Origin of the sequence: Szabonella alba (genome assembly GCF_016765775.1) — a bacterium.
GTDB classification, from domain to species: Bacteria; Pseudomonadota; Alphaproteobacteria; order Rhodobacterales; family Rhodobacteraceae; genus Szabonella; species Szabonella alba.
Window position 1 is genome coordinate 1 of the sequence record NZ_JAESVN010000018.1, and the last position, 17457, is coordinate 17457.

Here is a 17457-nt window from a genome sequence, read left to right on the forward strand (position 1 = left end):
CCCCCGCTGCCCCCGTCAGCGCCGCTGCGGCCAAAGGCCCCTCTCCGGCCTCCTGCCCTGCAAAGGACCGGCGCAGCTGCTCGGCCGCCGCCGCCTCCCAGGCCGTGAACCCGGCCAGAACCGGAAAGCCCGAGCGGATGTTGCGGGCGAAATCGGCAAAGAAGGCATGGCCGGAAACGGCGCTGATCTCGGCCTCGGGCGCCTCCGCCAGCCGCCGCGCCGCCTGCCCGCGCAGCGCCCGCAGACGGTCCTCGAACCCCGCAGGGGTCGGCCCCGCATGCACCGCCCAGGCCCCCGTCAGAACATCCGCCTCGAAAGACGCGCCATAAAGCGCGTCCAGCAGGGCTGTCGGGGACAGATCCTGCGGCGGGGCCGGGGGGGCCGGCAGGAAAGGCAGGATCAGATGCGGATCGACATGGAAGACCTGTTCTCCGCGCAGCCCATGCGGCAGGAACCGCCTGCGCAGCCGGTGATAGCGCGCCGAGCCGAGAACTACGGTCATCCGGTGCCCGCCAAGCTGTCCCGCCAGCGACCAGCGATGCAGATCCGTGCCTTCCGGCAGCAGCGCAAACATCTGCGCGCCGCCCGGGGCCAGCAGCGCATCGCCCAGCAGGGCCGGATCGGCCAGAACCACCGCGCGCGCGCTCCGAAGCGCTGCGATCCGTTCGGGCAGGGCCATGCCGGTCATGTCCAGCGTGACGCAGCCGCGGGCCTCCAGCGCGTGTCGCAGGGGGGTGGCATTGCGCAATGTCCGTGCCGTTTCAGATGACCAGAGCAACAGCCGCTCCCCCGCCGCGGCCCGGCCGGTCCCTGCCGCCCGCAAACCGGACAGCAGGTTCATATCGGCGGGGGACAGGGTCAGATCCTCCGGATCCCCGGTCAGGGCCGCATACAGCCTGCCGATGCGAAGCTGCTCGCCGGGGACCAGATCGCGCAGGGGATGGCCGGGCAGGCACAGACCGAGGGCCGCCCGGCAGACCGGGGGCAGATCGGCATCGACCAGCACCGGGGTTCCCGCCGGGGCCATCCGGGCCGCCAGCAGGATGCGCGGCAGCGTGCCGGTCAGGAAACCCGTCCAGGCGCTACGCTCTCCTGCCGCCAACCCCGCCTTGGCCAACCCCGCCTTTGCCAGCTCCTGATCTGCCCGCCCGCCGGTCCCGGCGATTGCCGCCGGAACTTCGCGGATTGCGGGATTTTCCTGTGGCGGGGGCTGATCCGCCTCGCCTGCGGTGAGGGCCAGCCAGTCGCCCCGGGCGGTGCGGCAGATCGCGCGGCCTGCCGGAACCAGCGCCGCCTCAAGATGCAGGATCTGCCGGGGCGGCCGCATCACGCGACGCGACGACAGGGGCAGGTGCTGCAGGGACGACACCCGGGGGCGCGGAATATCCCCAGGCCCGGCGGGACCGGCTTCGGCTGCGATCTCCTCGGGGAAGGCCGTTTTGCGCATTGTTCCCGTTCCCCCTGTTGTGCCGCTTGCCGTGATGTGCGGCAGAATTCCGCCCCTTGCAATGACCGAAAGCCCGGTCAGGGCCTGCGCTGCCTGCAAGGCGGTTGCAACCCCGTTCCGGCCTGATTAGAGGCTGAAGACAGAGGCATTGCCCTGCCTGCAGGATACCGGCCTGTCGGGCAACCGGATTTCCGGGTGGCGGCCGTGATGCCCGGGCAGGCGGGAAGGAAGACAGATGCTGCATGACCAGCCGGACCGGCACCCGGAGGCCTGCAAGACCGGATCCGGCCGTCATGGCGGTATTCTGGTCACGCGGCGCGGCTGGCGGCCGCAGGATGCAACGGAACGGGGCGCGCTGGATCTTCTGCTGGACTGTGGTCCGCTGACCGATCCGGAAACCCCCGGACTGCCGGCCTATCTGGGCTTCCCATGGTCGGCCTATTTCGACAGTCTCGGCGCCCCGCAATCGCTGGAGGCCCCCTATCTGCGCAGTGCCTACCGGACGCTCTGCGCCGCGGTTCCGCAGGGGGTGGGGGTGGTGACGCTTTGCACCCATCCGGGCCTGCCCGACCATCTGGATGCCCTGGTTTCGGCCGGGGTGAGTGATGTCTTCTGGCCCGGGACGATGCCGGGGCAAAGCAGCCTGCCGCAGGCGCCTGGCCTGCGCCTGCATCCTTTCCCGGCCTTGCCCGGCCCCGCCATATCCGGCCCCGGGATGCCCCCGGTTGCGGGGGAGGGCCCCGCCGGGGCCTTTGCGGTCTGCACCGATGGCGGCAACCATCCCCGGCTCTGGGCCGCCTTGGCGGCGGGGCTGATCCCGGTCCTGTCGACTGCCGGCCCGCTTCTGCCCGGGGACGGGGCGCTCTGGCAGGCGGCGGCAGTCCTGCATGACGGGTCCGGGGCGGCACGGTCAGACCTGCCTGCGCGGCTGGCGGATATCGCGGCCGATCCTGAACGGCTGGCGGCGATGCGTCAGGCGGGGGCGGGGCTGGGGCTGCTTTATGGGCCGGGGCGCATGGTCCATGATGTGCTGTCCTGTCTGACGGAGCGGGCGGACCCGGCGGTGGGATCCCGCATCCTTGCCGCCGCCGCCCCGATGACGGCCCCCGGCGCGGGGAACGGGACGGTGACCGGGGCGGGACAGGGCCTGCTCGGCCCGCTCCTGCAGCGCCTGTCGGGGCGCGGTACCCTGCTTGCCGCCGAGGCGGAACGGGTGCTGCAGCAGGCCGCAGGCGATCTGCTGAGCGGCCATGGCGCGGATCTGGCGCTGGCCCCCGGTCCGCAATCGGCGGCGGCCTGGCGGCTGATCGGCCTTGCGCGCCGGACCCTGGGCGAGGACAGCCCGGCCTGCGCGCGGTTTGACGGGATCGTCACCCTGTTGCGCGGGCGGGGCCTGCTGCCCACCCGCCGTCCTGTCCGGGACAGGGCAACAATCCTGACCGGGGGCCAGATCGGAAGCGGGACAGAAAACCGTACCGGACTGGGCGCCAGGCCCCTCCGGGTCTTTCTGCTGGGTCCGCGCGGGCAGCGGACACCTCTGGCCTATGCGCCGCTGCGCTGTCATCTGGCAGGGCGCATGACCTTTGTCGGGCGCGCCGAAGAGGCCGATCTGGTCGTGACCGGCTGGAACCGTGATCTGGAGGACAATCGCGACCTTCTGGCGGCCCTCTGGCGCGACGGGGTGCGCCCGCGCCTTGTGGTCCTGTCCGAAGAGCCGCTCTGGGACAGCCTGTGGAGCGGCGGGCTGGCGCCACGCGACCGGCTGCTGGACTGCGGCGACGGGGTGCAGCTGCCTTACCGCCATCTGAACCATGCCAATTCCGGCATCTTCCGCTTCCACAGCCTGCCCTGGTTCATCCTGAGCGATGACCGTTTCGCGGCGCGCTATGCGCTGCTGACCGCGGCCTTTGCCGCGCTGTCGCCCGGGGCATTGCTGCGGCACTGGCAGACCGTGCCCTGGCAGGCCGCCTTCGTCGCCGAACGCCGCGTGACACCGGATTATGCAGCCGCCTTCCCCGCCGAGGGGGTCATGGGGCTCAGTCTGTACCGCAGCCGCGTGGCGGATCTTGTTCCCGGAGAGCGGGTGCTGCGCCTGGGGCAGGGCTGGCCCGGCACCATGACCCGCCGGCAGGATCTGCCGGACTGGCATCTGGACAAGCTGGCACGCCTGCATGGGCAGGTCCGGCTTTGCGGCGCCTATGAGAACACGCTGCAGGCCGATTATATCACCGAAAAGCCCTTTGACGCCTTCGCGGTCGGGGCCATCCCGGTGGTGTTTGCCGATGCCGGGCACCGGCTGCCCGATCTGATCCCGCCCGAGGCGATGCTGAACACGCGGTTCTGCGCGCCCGATATGGCCGCGGCCCGGATCGCGGCTTTCGTGCCGGATCTGGTCCTGGCCGAGGCCTGGCGTGAGGCCGCACAGGACCTGCTGGCGCGGTTGCGCGACCCGGCGCTGATCCTTGCCGAGCGCCAGCGGCTGGCCGATGCCTGTCTTGAGGAATTCAACCTGTTCATTGACGCGGCCGACAGCGCAACTGTCGTCTGACCGAAAGAAGGAACCCCATGTCCGAGTCCCGTCCTGTCGTCAGTGTCCTGCTTTTGTGCCATAACGAGGCTGTCTTCATCCGCCGGGCGATCCGCTCGGTGCTGGAGCAGAGCCTCACGCAGCCGGTCGAGATCATCCTGATGGATGATGCCTCCAGTGATGGCAGCGCCGGGATCGTGACGGCCGAGGTCGCCGCCGCCGCCCGCCCGGGCTTCAGTCTCAGGGTGATCCGTTCCGAGACCAATCTGGGCAATGCGGGCGCTTTCGTGACGGCCCTCGAGGCGGCGCAGGGGCGTTATTACCATGTTCTCGACGGGGATGATTTCTGGATAGACCCTGACAAGCTCAGCCGTCAGGTGGCGATCCTCGAGGCGCATCCGGAGCTGGCGGGGGTGGCGCACCGGACCATCCTGCGCGCCTCGGAAGATGGCAGCGAAAGTTTCCATCCGCAGCAGGATCCGCCGAAACAGGTCCTGCAGCTGGAGGATTTCCTGACCGGCGGCCTCTATTTCCACACCAGTGCCATGCTGTTCCGCAACCGGTTCCGCAACCCCGGCACCGGGCAGGTCACGGTCCCCGCGATCCTGCGCGAGGTGCGCGGCGACATGGTCCGCCTGTTCATCCATGCCGCGCAGGGCGGGATCTTCTATCTGGCGCAGACCATGTCGGTCTATGATGACCATCGCGGCGGCATCTGGACCGGGCTGGACTGGCCGGGGCGTCAGCGCCTGCTGAACAGGCTTTACAACCAGCTGTCCGAACATGGCTATCTGTCCGATATGGGAGAACCGGCGGCGGCGGAATATCTGGCCGGGCGGCTGGCCGCGATCGCGGCCTATGCCCCGACCGCGCTGCGCCCGATTTCCCTTCACCCCGATCAGGTGGCGGGGCAGCCCCGCCAGCGGCTGACCGAGATCAGCCGGATCTCCGGCATCCTCGATCTGGAAACCCAGCTGACCGCCCTGACGGCGCAGGGCAGTCACGAGGATGCGCTGCGTCTGGTCCACCGGTTTCTGACCGCCATCGGCTATGACCGCAACATCGCGCGTGCCGCCCGGTCGCGGCGGCTTTCCTGCCCTGAAATCGACTGGCACTGTGCCCATATCGGCGGGCTGATCGCGACCCGGCAGAATATCCTGCCGGTGGCCGCCGACCCTGCGGAGGCCGCGGCAGGCCCGGTCGTGCTGATCGTTTCGGGCATGGCCGGAGCGCAGGACGAAACCTGGCAGACCACGCGGGAGATGATCGAACTCTGGCGCGGCCGGGCAAAGCTCGTGATCATTTCCACCGAAATCCTGCCCTCGATGGCGGATATCCAGGCCCGTGTCGGCCCTGATGTGGAGCTGTTGCTGAACACCCAGACAAGCCTTGTCGAAAAGACGGCCTGGCTGATCTGGCATGTCGCCCGGCTCAGACCCTCGCGGATTCTGGTCAATCCCCTGCGCAACGATGTGGCGATCATGGCCGGGCTGCGGCGCGAACATGCGCCCCATATCCATCTGCTGGGCAGTTACGACACCGGCTATCTGCCTTGCGTCCATTCCTATGCGCTGGATGGTTATGTCGCCCGCAGACCCTATGACATGGCCTGGTTCCACAAGCTGTCCCCCAACCGCCAGATCCTGCATCTGCCGCGCCTTCTGCCCGCTGCCGCCGCCCCCGACCCCCTGACGGCGGACCGCGAGACGGTTACGGCAACGGCAACGCTGACCGCCGACCGCGCAGAAGGGAGTTACGATTACACGCTCAGCATGATCGTGCCGCTTCTGCTGGCCTCGGGGGCGCAGCGCCATATTCATGCAGGCCCGCTCTCTGCGGCACTTCTGAACCGCCTCCGCAAGGAGATGATCCGGCGCGGGATCCCGGCCGGGGCCTTTGTCCATCTGCCCGATGCCGCAACGGGTGGTTCCGGAACAGGTGGGGATATCGGGGCCGATCTGCGGGCGGCGGGGGCCACGCTGTTCCTGCACGGGTTCCCCTGGCCCGAGACGGGGCCGCTGATCTCGGCCATGGCGGCGGGGCTGCCGGTGCTGGCGCATCGCAACTATCTGCACCCGGCGCTGTCGCTGGCCGATCTCTGTCCGCCCGGCACCGTGGAATGGTGGAATGGCGAACATCTCGAGGCGATCCTGCGCGGCATCGGGCCGGACTGGCTTGCCGCGCAGTCAAAGGCGGTCTCGGCCCATGTCGCGGCGCATCTGTCGCCCGGGGCGCTGCTGGCCGGGCTGGGGGAGGGGTTCATGGTGCCGCGCGACCCCGCGACCCTGCCCGACCTGCCGGTGCCCGAGACGCGCCAGGAATTGCGCCGCCTGATGTCGGAGATCATGGAGATGACCCTGTTCCGGGCCTGAACTGCGGCAGGGGCTGCCGCTGGGGGCTGCGGGCGGGCCGCCGGGGGGGCGGGATCAGACCTTCATGTTGCCAAGATGGTGGCGGATGGCCTGTTCGATATCGTCAAAGACGACCAGCCGGCCCTTTTCCAGCACCATTCCCATGGTGCAGAGCCGCCGCATCAGTTCCATCGAATGCGACACGACGATGGCGCCGCTGTCATGCATCCGGGCGTTGAACACCTCTTCGCTTTTCTTGCGGAAGGCCGCGTCGCCGACGCTTGTCACCTCATCCACCAGATAGGTGTCGAAACGGATCCCCATGCTGACCCCGAAGGCCAGCCGCGACCGCATCCCCGAGGAATAGGTGCGGAAGGGCATGTGGAAATGGGGGCCCAGCTCGGCGAAATCCTCGACAAAGGCGGTCAGCGCATCGGTGTCCACACCATAGACGCGGGCGATGAAGCTGGTATTCTGCGCCCCGGTCAGTTCGCCATGAAAACTGCCCGCAAAGCCCACCGGCCAGGAAATCGTGCCATCGCTGAGAATCCGGCCCGATGTGGGCCTGATGGTTCCGGCGATGATGCGCAGCAGGGTGGATTTGCCCGCCCCGTTGCGCCCGAACAGGCCGACAGAGGTGCCGGTGGGAAAGACCACGCTGATGCCGTCGGCAACCGTCCGGCGCACCCCGTCAAGCACATAGGACTTGGAGATGTTCTCCAGCCGGATCATCGGCCTGCAGCCCGTATCATGATCGCCCGCGCCATGGTCCGGCTCAGCGCCTGTCGCGGATGCTGTAGAAGATCAGGACAGCGATCGCCCAGGCCGCGAAAAGGAAGAACCCGGTCAGGCCCAGCAAGGTCCAGCGTTGGGGATATTCGGATTTCTCGGCCTGGGTCGGCCGGATATGGGCGGCCAGATAGCGCGACTTGCGCTGCGCCTCGGCCAAAGCGCTGTCATAGGAGGCCAGCGCCACGCTATAGGCCTGTTCGGCGAATTCCCGGTCCACGGTCAGCCGCTCGAATTCGGACACCATGGTGGCGTAATCCTCACCGCCCGGGATGTTCTCGCTTTCGCTGAACTTGCGGCGCTCTTCCTCGATCCGGTTGCGGATCACCACGATACGCTGCTCGGCCTGGATGATGCGCGGATCGGTGCTGTTGGTCGTGACGCGCAGCAGGTCCAGCTCGATATAGCTTTCGGCCAGCTGCGCCTGAAGGTTGTTCAGAACGCCCATCTGGCCCTGAAGATCGGCGGCGGGATCCACCATCTGCGTACGGATGCGAAAGCCGGTCATCGCCTCTCGGGCGGTCTTGAGCCGCTCCAGCGCGCGGTCCATCTCGATCCGGGCATAGCGCGTGGCATCGTCCCGCGCCTCGGCGGCCAGCGCGTTGATCTTCTCGGTGCTGCGTTCAAGGATATGTTCCGCGATCAGGGTGGCCGCCTCGGGGGTGAAGGCCAGCACCTGAAGGGTCATCAGGCCCGAGTTCGAATCATAGGTGATCCGCACCTTGCGTTCCCAGTGGGACACCAGATCCTCGATCGTGCTGTCGGGGTCGAAGGCAAAGACTGGATCCCGGGGCCAGGCCCGGGCGTAGATCCCGCGCAGGCCGATCTGCGCATCGAGATCCCCGACCAGTTCCTGGCTGTGGATATAGTCATAAAGAATGTCGGAATCCGACGATCCCCCGCCCGACAGGCGCGTGATCCCGCCCAGCAGGTCAAGCGAGGAAGAGATTTCCTCGGTGCGGACCGAAAAGCCCAGGGTGGAGGCATATTGATCCTGCGCCACCAGCCAGAGATAGGCGGCACTGACCAGAACCGGCAGCAGAACAAGCCCCAGAAAGCTGGCCAGAATACCGTGATGACGGGGGCGGATTTCGGCGGCGGCGGCGATGGGCGGCCCTTCGGGCCTGCCCGGCCCGGGCGCGACATGCCGCGGCGCCGGGGCCACCGAGGCGGGCTGTGCGGCAGGCGGCACGGTCATGAGCGGCGGCGTCCTGCCGGGGGCCGGACCCGTGACGGTGACAGGGCGCGCCGGTGGCCGCTGCAGGCCCGCCAGAGGGCCATCGGGCGCAGGCCGGGGCAGCACGGGACGGGGCAGGACAGGAGAAAGCAGCGATGCCAGCCCGGCCCGCAAGGGCGAGATCTGCGGACTTGCCGCCGGATCGTCCTGTTCCGCCGCCGGCTGCGCGCCGTCCTTCTGTGCACCGTCCTGCTGCGCTCTGTCCTCCTGCGCGGGCTGCCCTGCGGCGGCCTCGTCGCGCAATTTGGGATCGCGAACTGCGGGAACGGCCCTCAGGATCGGGGGATTTCCGGATTTGCCTTGAAATTTGGTCATGATGAGCCGCAACTGTTAAGGATCTTGGCACCAAATTACCAGCGGGGTTTTCATACAGCAGCGCCGGTGATAGGTCTAGCGTTCCTTTGCGCAGGCAAGATGACCCGAGACAGTCCGCCTTTGTCCCATCCGCCCCGTGGCCTGCGGTCCCCGCTCCGCAAGGCCGGTTCCGGCCTGCCGCCGCGGCTTGATCCGGACGGGCTGCGCGCGCGCCGTTTCCGCAGCCTGCGCACGATCACGGCGCTGATCCTGCGTGAAATGGCCACGACCTATGGCCGTTCGCCCGGCGGCTATCTCTGGGCCATTCTGGAACCGGTCGCAGCGCTGGCGATGTTCTCGATCGGCTTTGCGCTGGTCTTCAACGCCCCCCCCATCGGCAACAGCTTTCCGCTGTTCTATGCGACGGGCTTTCTGCCCTTCATGCTGTTCAATGACGTGGCCAACAAGATGGCCACCTCGATCAATTTCTCGCGTCCCTTGCTGGCCTATCCGGCGGTCACCTTCCTCGATGCGCTGATCGCGCGCTTCCTGCTGACGGTGCTGACCCATATGATGGTGGCCTATATCGTCTTTTTCGGCATCATCATCATCTTCGGTGCCCGGGCCGATCTGGACCTGCCGGTGATCCTGCTGGGCTTTTCCCTTGGCGCCTTTCTCGGGATCGGGGTGGGAACGCTCAACTGCTATCTGATGACGGCCTTTCCCGTCTGGGAACGCAGCTGGCAGATCGCGACCCGGCCGATGTTCATCATCTCGGGCATCTTCTTCACCTATGATTCCATGCCGCGCTTTGCGCAGGAGATCCTGTGGTACAATCCGCTGGTGCATGTGATCGGGGTGACGCGGGACGGGTTTTACGGGGCGTATCGCGCCGATTACATCAGCGTCACGCTGGTTCTGGGCGTGGCCAGTCTGACGCTTCTGGCCGGGCTTTTGCTGCTCTGGCGTCACCATCGCACGCTGCTCGAGTCCTGACCCGGCCCCGGATCAGCGGCTGACATCCCGGATATCAGGCGCTATAGGACGTCAGTGTACCCCCCTGTCCGGACCTGTTTCATGATGCCTGCCTGTTGCCTTCAGCCCTGTCCCGATCCGGTCCTTCCCTGGTTGCCGCAATCCGCAGCCAGCCGCCTTTGCGCCCCCGAAGCCCGATCCTGACCCCGAGCGAGGCCCCTCTGCAATGCCGGACAGTTCCCTTTCCGATCCTCCGCACCTTCTGATCCTGTCCCTGTCCTGCACCGGGACGGAGGCGGCAGCCCTGAGCACCCTTCTGGCCGGATTGCCGGCGGGATCATGGCGCAGCACCGGGGATCCGGCCGCCGCTGAAACGGCGCTGGCGGCGGAACCGGGTCTGCGGCTGCTGCTGCTTTGCCCCCGGCCCGATCACTGGGTGGCGCGGGCGCTGGCCGAGGGCGCGGCCCCTTCGCAGGCGGTCGGGGACTGGCGCGCGGCACGCCAGCCGCTGATGGCCCTTCTCAGGGCGCGGCGGCGGCAGGTGGTTCTGGTCTTCGAACAAAGCCTTGCGGCCCTGCTTCCGGCCTGTGCGGCAGCGCTTGGCCTGCCCCTGCAGCCCGATCCCGGAGCCGCCCCGTCCCGGGCCGCGGCCCCTGCCGGGGATCCGGTGCTCGGGATGATCGCCCGTGAGGCCTTGCGCCGCGATCCGGCCGCCCGCGCCCTTGCCGAAGAACTGGTGGCCAGCGCCCTGAACCCGGATTCGGCCAGCAACGGGGCCAGCAACGGGGCCAGCCCGGAAGAGACGCCCGACACGGTTTTCGCGGCCTATGCCGCCCTGCTGCAGGGGATGGACGCGGCCCGGAGCCGGTCCGCGGCCGATGCGGCAAGGATCGGGGAACTGGAATCCGCCGTTTTGCAGGAGGGGGAGCGGCTGGCCGCTGCCGAGGCCGCGCGCGCGGATCTTGCGGCAGAGGCGGCGCTTTTGCACGAACAGGTCCGGATGGATGCCGCCTTGCAGGCTGAAACGCAGGGCAGGCTTGGCGCTGAACAGGGCCGCAGCAAGGCGGCCGAGGCGCAAGAGGAGATGATCCGCCAGCTGCGGGCCCAGATCCATCAGACGGGACAGGGTCTTGAAAGCTGCCATGCGCAGATCGACAGCCTCGGGGCAGAGCGGGACGGGCTGCTGGACCAGCTGCACCGGATGCAGCAGGCGCAGGCGGATCTGGAAGGGTATTACGACCGCGCCCGCGCATTTTCCGAACAGGTCGAGGCGCTGACAGCCGAATTGCAGAAAACCCAGACCCTGCTGGAAGAGCGGGAGAGGCATCGCACATGGTTGCAGGACGAGATCGGGCGGATCCACCGGTCGCGCAGTTACCGGCTGACCGCCCCCCTGCGCAGGATCCGCAAGATCGTCGGGTGACGGGCGGGGCGGACAGGCGGGGCGGACGGGCAGAACGGACAGGATATGTGCCGCTTGCGCCGGAAAAGGCCGGGCGGGTTTCAAGAGGGAAAGAGGTCAGGATGAAGATTGCAGTTGCGGGGCTGGGCTATGTCGGCCTGTCCATGTCGGTCCTGCTGGCGCAGCGGCATGCCGTGCGGGCCTTCGACATCGATGCCGGGCGGGTCGCATCGCTCAAGGCCGGGCAGTCGCCCATCGAGGATGCCGATATCGGCCGGTTTCTGGACCGGGGCGGGCTTGACCTGATGCCGGTCACCGACCAGGCCGAGGCCCTGAAAGGGGCTGAATTCGTGGTCATCTGCACGCCCACCTCCTATGATCCGCAGACCAACCGGTTCGATACGGCCTCGGTCGAGGCCGTGGCGGAGGCGGCCATGACACTGGCCCCCGGGGCGGCCATCGTCATCAAATCCACCATCCCGGTCGGTTTCACCGAGGCGCTGAACCGGCGGCTCGGGACCGACCGCATCCTGTTCTCGCCCGAATTCCTGCGGGAAGGCCGGGCGCTGCATGACAATCTGCACCCGTCCCGCATCGTGGTGGGCGGGGGCGGGCCCGCGGCGCGGATCTTTGCCGACCTGCTGAAGGAGGCCGCCCTCGATGCGGAGGTGCCGGTCCTGCTGACCGGCAGCCGCGAGGCCGAGGCGGTCAAGCTGTTCGCCAATACCTATCTCGCGATGCGGGTCGCCTTCTTCAACGAGCTGGACAGCTATGCGCTGATGCAGGGGATCGACAGCCGCCAGATCATCGAGGGCGTGGGCCTCGATCCGCGGATCGGGACGCATTACAACAACCCCTCCTTCGGCTATGGCGGCTATTGTCTGCCCAAGGACACGCGGCAGCTTCTGGCCAATTACGACGCGGTGCCGCAGAATCTGATCCGGGCGATTGTGGATGCCAACAGCACGCGCAAGGATTTCATCGCCGCACAGGTCCTTGCCCGGCGGCCACGCCGGGTCGGCATCTACCGGCTGGTGATGAAATCGGGATCGGACAATTTCCGCGACAGCGCGGTGCAGGGCATCATGAAGCGGATCAAGGCCAAGGGGGTCGAGGTCACGGTCTATGAGCCGCAACTGCCCGATACGCATTTCTTCAATTCCCCGGTGGAGCGGGATCTTGCGCGCTTCAAGGCGGGTTGTGATGTCATCATCGCCAACCGGCGGGCGCCGGAACTGGCCGATGTCGAGGAGAAGATCTTCACACGCGATATCTTCGGTGCGGATTGAACCCGCCCGTCCGGGTGTGGCAGGACAAAACGGCAGATTTGGGAAAGTGGCTCTGGCATGAAAATCCTTGTTACCGGCGGGGCCGGCTTCATCGGATCCGCGGTGGTGCGGCGGGCGGTCCGTGACGGGCATTCGGTGGTGAATGTCGATTGCCTGACCTATGCCGCCTGTCTGGACAATGTGGCAAGTGTTTCGAACGCGCCGGGTTACGCCTTCGAGCAGGCCGATATCCGCGACCGCGCCGCCCTGGACCGGATCCTTGCCGCCCATGACCCCGATGTGGTGATGCATCTGGCGGCGGAATCCCATGTCGACCGCTCAATCGACGGGCCGGGCACCTTCATCGAGACCAATATCACCGGCACCTATACCCTGCTGGAGGCCGTGCGGGCGCATTGGACGCGCAAGGGCAGGCCGGACGGCTTCCGCTTTCATCATATCAGCACGGATGAGGTGTTCGGCTCATTGCCTGCCGATCCGTCGGTGAAATTCACCGAAACCACGCCTTACGATCCGCGCAGCCCCTATTCCGCGTCCAAGGCCGCATCGGACCATCTGGTGCGGGCCTGGGCCGAGACCTATGGCCTGCCGGTGGTGCTGACCAATTGTTCCAACAATTACGGCCCCTTCCATTTCCCCGAAAAGCTGATCCCGGTGGTGATCCTCAATGCGCTGGCGGGCAAACCCCTGCCGATCTATGGCAATGGATCGAACATCCGCGACTGGCTTTATGTCGAGGATCACGCCGATGCGCTGCTGCTGGTGGTGCAACAGGGCCAAGTCGGGCGCAGCTACAATATCGGTGGCGAGAATGAGCGGACCAATCTGGAACTGGTGCAGACGCTGTGCCGGATCCTGGATGAAAAGCGCCCCAGGGTGCAGGGTTCCTATGCCGATCAGATCACCTTCGTGGCCGACCGCCCGGGCCATGATGCGCGCTATGCCATCGCCCCCATCCGCATCCGCGACGAACTGGGCTGGCGCCCCAGCGTGACGGTCGAGGAAGGGCTGGCGCTGACCGTGCAATGGTATCTGGACAACGAGGCCTGGTGGCGGCCCCTGCAGGCGCGGCAGGGCGTGGGTGAAAGGCTGGGGGTCAAGGCGTGACGGATCAGGACGTGACTGATCAGGACGTGACGGGGCTTCTGGTTTTCGGCCAGACCGGACAGGTGGCGCGCGAATTGCAGCGCCTTGCGCCCGATGCGGTGTTTCTGGGCCGCGACCGGGCCGATCTGTCGGATCCTGCCGCCTGTGCCGCCGCGATTCATGCGGTGCGGCCGCAGGCGGTGATCAATGCCGCCGCCTGGACGGCGGTGGACCGCGCCGAGGCCGAAGAGGCGGCCGCCACGGTCATCAATGGTGCCGCTCCTGCGGCCATGGCCCGGGCCTGTGCGGCGCTTGCGGTGCCGCTGGTCCATATCTCGACCGATTACGTCTTTGACGGCCACGGCGACGCCCCCTTCGCGCCTGACCATCCGACGGCCCCGCTGGGGGCTTACGGACGGTCCAAGCTGGCCGGAGAGCAGGGCGTGCGGGCCGCAGGCGGTCCCCATGCCATCCTGCGCACCTCCTGGGTGTTTTCGGCCCATGGCGCGAATTTCGTGAAAACCATGCTGCGGCTGGGGGAGACGCGCGACAGTCTGACCGTGGTGGCCGACCAGACCGGCGGCCCGACCCCGGCGGCGGAGATCGCGCAGGCCTGCCTGACCATCGCGGCGCGCCTGCAGGCCGATCCGGGCCTGTCGGGACCCTGTCATTTCGCGGGGGCGCCGGATCTGTCCTGGGCGGATTTCGCGCGGGAGATCATGGCGCAGGCGGGGCTTGCCTGCACCATCACCGATATCCCGACATCGGCCTTTCCCACCCCGGCCCGCCGTCCGGCCAACAGCCGGCTGGACTGTTCCGGGCTGGCGGTTTTCGGCCTTGCGCGGCCGGACTGGCGGGCAGGGCTGCAGGCGGTATTGACGGAACTCGGGCAGAGCCGGGGAACAAGGGGATGACGATGCGCAAGACCACGACCCGCAAGGGGATCATTCTGGCCGGAGGCTCGGGCACGCGGCTTTACCCGATCACGCTGGGGATCTCGAAACAGCTGCTGCCGGTCTATGACAAGCCGATGATCTATTATCCGCTGAGCGCGCTGATGCTGGCCGGGATCCGCGAGATCGCCCTCATCACCACGCCGCAGGATCAGGAACAGTTCCGCCGCCTGATGGGCGATGGCAGCCAGTGGGGCCTGTCCTTCACCTTCCTGACCCAGGCCTCGCCCGACGGGCTGGCCCAGGCCTATCTGCTGGCCGAGGCCTTTCTGGACGGCGCCCCCTCGGCCATGGTTCTGGGCGACAATATCTTCTTCGGTCAGGGGTTGACGGAAATGCTGAATACCGCTGACCGCCAGCAGACCGGCGGCACGGTCTTCGGCTATCAGGTCTCTGATCCCGAGCGTTATGGGGTGGTCGGTTTCGACGGGGCCGGACAGGTCGTCTCGCTGATCGAGAAACCGGCGAAACCGGCGTCGAATTTCGCGGTGACGGGGCTCTATTTTCTGGATGGCACGGCCCCGGCGCGGGCGCGCGGCGTGCGCCCCTCGGCCCGGGGAGAGCTGGAAATCACGACCCTGCTGGAAACCTATCTGGCCGAGGGCAGCCTGACGGTGCAGAAGATGGGGCGCGGCTATGCCTGGCTGGATACCGGCACCCATGGCAGCCTGCTGGATGCGGGCAATTTCGTGCGCACGCTGGAACGGCGGCAGGGCCTGCAGGTCGGATCCCCCGAAGAGATCGCCTTTGAAAACGGCTGGATCGGGCGCGAGGCGCTGGCGCGGCTGGCGGCGGACTATGCCAAGAACGACTATGGCCGGTATCTTGCGGGGCTTTTGTCCCATGACCGGCCCGGTGAATGATCCCCCGGCCGCCGCCGCGCCGCTGCCTTCGCTGCCGCTTGTGACGGTGCTGATGGCGGTGCGCGACGGGGCCGGGGTCCTGCCCGCACAGCTTGACAGTATCGCCGCCCAGACCGGGATCGACTGGCGGCTGATCGCGGGGGATGACGGATCGGCCGATGGCAGCCCCGCCCTGATCGCGCGCTTCGGCGCGGACCATGCCCCTGCCGGGGCTGTCCGTGTCATCGCGGGGCCGGGTCAGGGTTTCGTGCGCAATTTCCTGTCGCTGCTGGCCCTGCCCGGGCTGACAGGTCCCGACCGGTCGGGACTTGTCGCGCTGGCCGATCAGGATGATATCTGGTTCCCGGACAAGCTGGCGCGCGGCGCGGCGCGGCTGGCCTCCCTGCCTGCCGACCGGCCTGCGCTTTACTGCAGCCGCCGGATCAACTGGTGGCCCGCAAGCGGCCGCCGCCGCCTGTCGCGGCGCTATCCGCGCCCGCCCGCCTTTGCCAATGCGCTGGTCGAGAATATCGCCCTTGGCAACACGATCCTTCTGAATGCCGCGGCCCTTGATCTGGCGCGGGAAACAGCCGGGGCGGGGCGGGATGTGCCCTTTCACGACTGGTGGCTTTATCTGCTGGTCACCGGGGCGGGGGGGGTGGTGATCCATGATCCCGAACCGGGACTGCTTTACCGCCAGCACGGGCAGAATGTGCTGGGACAGGGAGAGGGATGGCAGGCCGCGATAAAGGTGCGCCGGGGCGTGCTGCAAGGCCGCTATGCCACCCGGATCACGGCCAATCTGCGGGCGCTGCGGCGCATCGAGGACCGGCTGACGCCTGAGAACCGCCACAGGCTCGATCTGTTCGAGGCCGCGCGCGCGGCGATCCTGCCGCGCCGGATTGCGCTGATGGGACGCGCGGGCGTCCATCGTCAGGGATTTTCCGGCTGTCTGGGCTTCTGGGGGGCGGTCTGTCTTGGGCGCGTCTAGGCCGCATATCCTGCTGATCGGCGGGGATGGCGGGCTTTCGGGCGTGCCGACCTATCTGGCGCAACTGATGCGCGCGCTGGCGGGGCAGGCGCGCTTTACCGTGCTGTCGGACCGCAATGCGGGGGGATACGATTTCGTCACGGCCCTTGGCGGGGCGCATGTCGAACAGCCGGGGCTGCGCAGCACGCTGTCGCCGCTGCGCGCCCTGCGGGCCCTGCGCGGGCTGGCGCGGCATATGGCGCCTCTGCGCCGGGGCGACCCCGCCCCCCCCGATCTGGTCTGGGCCCATGCGCGGATGGCCGTGCTGCTGATGCGGCTGGTCGCGGTCTGGCGGCACCGGCGCGGGCAGTCCCTGCCGCCGCTGGCCATCACCTTTCACGGCCTGCCTTTCGGCCCCGGGCACCGCCCGCTGCCCGCCGCCATCGCCCGGCATCTTGAAACCGCCTTTCTGCGCCTGATGCCGCCGCATCATCTGCTGTTCCTGTCGCAGGAGGCTGCGGAGCATTTTGCCGCCGCGACAGACCGGGGCGGGCATCTGGCCCGGCACCGGGTGCATGTGATCGGGAACTGTTCCGATCTCGGACCGCTGCCCCGGACGGCGGCCGCTTCCGGCCCCCCGCTGGTGGTGATGACGGGGCGCAGCGGCTATCAGAAGGATCATGCCACCGCTGCCCGCATCCTGGCCCATCTGCCGGCGGACTACCGGCTCTGGCTTTGCGGCGGCGGAACGGACCGGCCCGCCTTCCGGCGCCGCTTTGCCCGGATTGCGGGGCTGACGCCCGCAGAGAAGACCGAAGACACCGCGCAGAGGCTGCGCTTTCTGGGACCGCTGCGTGACATCCGCCCGCTGTTGCAGGCGGCGGATCTCTTTCTGATGACCTCGCGCTATGAAGGCATGCCGATCGCGGCGCTTGAGACTTTCGAGGCCGGGCTGCCGCTGGCCAGTACCGATATTCCCGGCATGGCTGAAATCGTCGCGGCCCATCCGATGGCCGTCACCTTTCCGGCGGACGATCCGCATGAGGCGGCAGCGCGGATCGTCGCGCTGACCGAAAGGGCGCGGCAAGAGGGTCCCGCCGCCTCCGAACGGATCCGGGCCGCCTGGGCCGGGCGGTTTTCCTTTCCGGTCTGGCAGGACCGCATGGCCGGGCTGCTGGGCATCCTGCTGGAAAAAGGACAGGGGCCTGCCGCAGGCCGGCGATGACCCCACTGCGTGATGGCCTGCGGGCCCTATTGCGTGCCGAAGTCACTTTTCCGGTCTGGCCAAAGATGCC

Annotated in this window: 13 protein-coding genes; 10 read left to right on the forward strand and 3 right to left on the reverse strand. The window is 67.9% G+C overall.

Translation table 11 applies throughout. From position 1 onward, the window contains the following. A partial coding sequence (locus JL811_RS19085; RefSeq protein WP_202690305.1) for a glycosyltransferase 61 family protein occupies positions 1-1447 on the reverse strand: 1447 nt, incomplete at its 3' end. 235 nt (positions 1448-1682) lie between these two features. Between JL811_RS19085 and JL811_RS19090 the strand changes: the two genes are divergently transcribed. Next, positions 1683-3995 (forward strand): glycosyltransferase family 10 domain-containing protein, encoded by a 2313-nt coding sequence (locus tag JL811_RS19090; RefSeq protein ID WP_202690306.1) that lies wholly within the window; start codon positions 1683-1685, stop codon positions 3993-3995. A 17-nt stretch (positions 3996-4012) separates the two neighbouring features. Continuing rightward, the gene (locus JL811_RS19095) at positions 4013-6346 is read left to right on the forward strand and encodes a glycosyltransferase family 2 protein (RefSeq protein WP_202690307.1); all 2334 of its coding nucleotides are present in this window, start codon (positions 4013-4015) and stop codon (positions 6344-6346) included. A 54-nt stretch (positions 6347-6400) separates the two neighbouring features. Here JL811_RS19095 and JL811_RS19100 read toward each other — a convergent pair whose 3' ends face one another. Both JL811_RS19100 and JL811_RS19105 read right to left on the reverse strand, forming a co-directional pair. After that, positions 6401-7057: an ABC transporter ATP-binding protein gene (locus tag JL811_RS19100; RefSeq protein WP_202690308.1), complete on the reverse strand. Its 657-nt coding sequence runs from the start codon at positions 7055-7057 to the stop codon at positions 6401-6403. A gap of 43 nt (positions 7058-7100) precedes the next feature. Then, positions 7101-8312, reverse strand: coding sequence for a KpsE/RkpR family capsule polysaccharide export protein (locus tag JL811_RS19105; protein ID WP_237685079.1), 1212 nt, complete (start codon positions 8310-8312; stop codon positions 7101-7103). 453 nt (positions 8313-8765) lie between these two features. On the opposite strand from JL811_RS19105, the gene JL811_RS19110 reads away from it, so the two are divergent. The 8 genes from JL811_RS19110 to JL811_RS19145 all read left to right on the forward strand — a co-directional run bounded on the left by JL811_RS19110 (position 8766) and on the right by JL811_RS19145 (position 17387). Next, complete coding sequence (locus JL811_RS19110; protein ID WP_202690309.1) at positions 8766-9641, forward strand: ABC transporter permease; 876 nt, start codon at positions 8766-8768, stop codon at positions 9639-9641. Between the two features lie 205 nt (positions 9642-9846). Further along, the gene (locus tag JL811_RS19115; RefSeq protein ID WP_202690310.1) at positions 9847-11043 is read left to right on the forward strand and encodes a hypothetical protein; all 1197 of its coding nucleotides are present in this window, start codon (positions 9847-9849) and stop codon (positions 11041-11043) included. Positions 11044-11144: 101 nt separating this feature from the next. Then, the gene (locus tag JL811_RS19120) at positions 11145-12311 is read left to right on the forward strand and encodes a nucleotide sugar dehydrogenase (RefSeq protein ID WP_202690311.1); all 1167 of its coding nucleotides are present in this window, start codon (positions 11145-11147) and stop codon (positions 12309-12311) included. A 57-nt stretch (positions 12312-12368) separates the two neighbouring features. Next, positions 12369-13418, forward strand: a complete 1050-nt coding sequence (gene rfbB / locus JL811_RS19125) for a dTDP-glucose 4,6-dehydratase (RefSeq protein ID WP_202690312.1) — start codon at positions 12369-12371, stop codon at positions 13416-13418. Between the two features lie 11 nt (positions 13419-13429). Further along, a complete protein-coding gene (rfbD, locus tag JL811_RS19130) occupies positions 13430-14311 on the forward strand; it encodes a dTDP-4-dehydrorhamnose reductase (protein WP_337924775.1) in 882 nt (293 codons plus the stop codon). Between the two features lie 2 nt (positions 14312-14313). Continuing rightward, positions 14314-15213 carry a glucose-1-phosphate thymidylyltransferase RfbA gene (gene rfbA, locus JL811_RS19135; protein WP_202690327.1) on the forward strand — a complete coding sequence of 300 codons (900 nt, stop codon included), beginning with the start codon at positions 14314-14316 and terminating at the stop codon, positions 15211-15213. After that, positions 15206-16183, forward strand: a complete 978-nt coding sequence (locus tag JL811_RS19140) for a glycosyltransferase (protein WP_202690313.1) — start codon at positions 15206-15208, stop codon at positions 16181-16183. Before rfbA ends, JL811_RS19140 begins: the two co-directional genes overlap by 8 nt. After that, positions 16170-17387, forward strand: coding sequence for a glycosyltransferase family 4 protein (locus JL811_RS19145; protein WP_202690314.1), 1218 nt, complete (start codon positions 16170-16172; stop codon positions 17385-17387). The genes JL811_RS19140 and JL811_RS19145 overlap by 14 nt, the downstream gene beginning before the upstream one ends. Positions 17388-17457 lie beyond the last annotated feature (70 nt).